Genomic DNA, 1,512 nt, shown 5'->3' on the forward strand with positions numbered 1-1,512 from the left:
GTCCAGGACCAGGAACCGACTACCGCTGTCCCGGTCGGCGCACGACTGGCCGGGCGACTCTCCGGAAGAGCGTTCTCGGACCTGTACGACCGGCACGCCGCCGCGCTCTACTCCCTTGCCTGGCTGCTCTTCCCCAGTATCGAGAGCGCCGACGAAGCGTTCGTCACCACCATGGCCGGAGCGGGCACACAGCCCGACGACGTCGCCCCGGACGCCGAGCGCCGCCGACTCGCGGCTGCCCTCTGGCACCGATGCGCGCGAGACGCCCCCCGAACAACCACGGGCCGCAGTCCGGCCCCACTGTCGCAGGCACCCGCGGGCGGGTCTTCGCCCGAGCGGGAACAGGCGCTGCTGGGACTCGTTCTGTTCGGGCGTCATACGTACGCACAGGCGGCCGACCTCATCGGCGTGTCCGCGCACGCCGCCGCCGCTCACCTGCGGTCGGTGGTGCACCGGGGTGCGAACGTGCCGGGCGGCGGCAGGACATGAGACGCGGTACCGCAGTACCCACGGAAGTTGAGGCGAGCGACGTGACGACGACATCAGAGAAGCCCACAGCAACGCCCGTACCTCCGACCGCGGAAGACCCGCAGGCGCGGCAGACTCCGACTCACCGGTTCACGGGCGGGCTGCCGTGGATCGAGGACGCGGGGAACATCGCACCGAGGGACGCGCGCGTACTGTCGAAGCTGTTCTTCGACCGGTTGCGGAACCTGGACGAGGGCACGCGCGAGTACCAGTACGCGCGGAACACGCTGATCGAGATGAATCAGTCTCTCGTGTGGTTCGCCGTCGGCCGATTCCGCAGCCGCGGCAACGGCGAGATGGAGGACATCGTCCAGGTCGGCACGATCGGCCTCATCAAAGCCATCGACCGCTTCGACCTGTCGCGCGAAGTCGAGTTCGCCACCCTCGCGATTCCGTACATCGTCGGTGAGATCAAACGGTACTTCCGCGACGCGACCTGGGCCGTCCACGTACCCCGCCGGCTCCAGGAGCTGCGTGTCGACCTCACGAAGGCCAGGGAACAACTCGTAGGGCCGCTGGGCCGCGAACCCACCGTCGTCGAGCTCGCCGGGCATCTCGGCCTGAGCGACGAGGAGGTTGTCGACGGCCAGATGGCATCCAACTGCTACACCACCAGCTCCATCGAAGCCCCCACCGACGGCGTGGACAGCGGCAAGACCGGCGCGAACAGCCGCTCCTACGCGGAAACCATCGGCGCCCACGACCCCGCCATGGCACTGGTCGAGGACTTCCACACGCTGGCCCCGCTCCTGGAACAGCTCGGCGACCAGGACCGCCGCATCATCGAGATGCGCTACGGCCAGGAACTGACACAGCGGCAGATCGGCGAGGAACTCGGCTTCTCGCAGATGCACATATCGCGGCTCCTGTCCCGCCTCCTGACCCGGCTCCGCGCCGGGATGCTCACCGACCAATAGGCGGGTGCTACGCGACGGCCTTGGGGGGCCGACGGCGGCACCACGAGAAAGCGGCAGCGCCGTGACC

2 protein-coding genes are annotated in these 1,512 nt (G+C 68.8%); both read left to right on the plus strand.

Annotated elements, in window-relative coordinates; genetic code table 11:
- Nucleotides 1–489 (plus strand): hypothetical protein (locus ACFT9I_RS40270; protein WP_382572876.1); only part of this gene is annotated, 489 nt, incomplete at its 5' end.
- Nucleotides 490–530: 41 nt separating this feature from the next.
- Complete coding sequence (locus ACFT9I_RS40275) at nt 531–1,445, plus strand: SigB/SigF/SigG family RNA polymerase sigma factor (RefSeq protein WP_382572879.1); 915 nt, start codon at nt 531–533, stop codon at nt 1,443–1,445.
- The last annotated feature ends 67 nt before the right edge of the window (nt 1,446–1,512 follow it).

This window comes from Streptomyces sp. NPDC057137, assembly GCF_042670825.1.
In the GTDB taxonomy this organism is placed as follows: Bacteria; Actinomycetota; Actinomycetes; order Streptomycetales; family Streptomycetaceae; genus Streptomyces.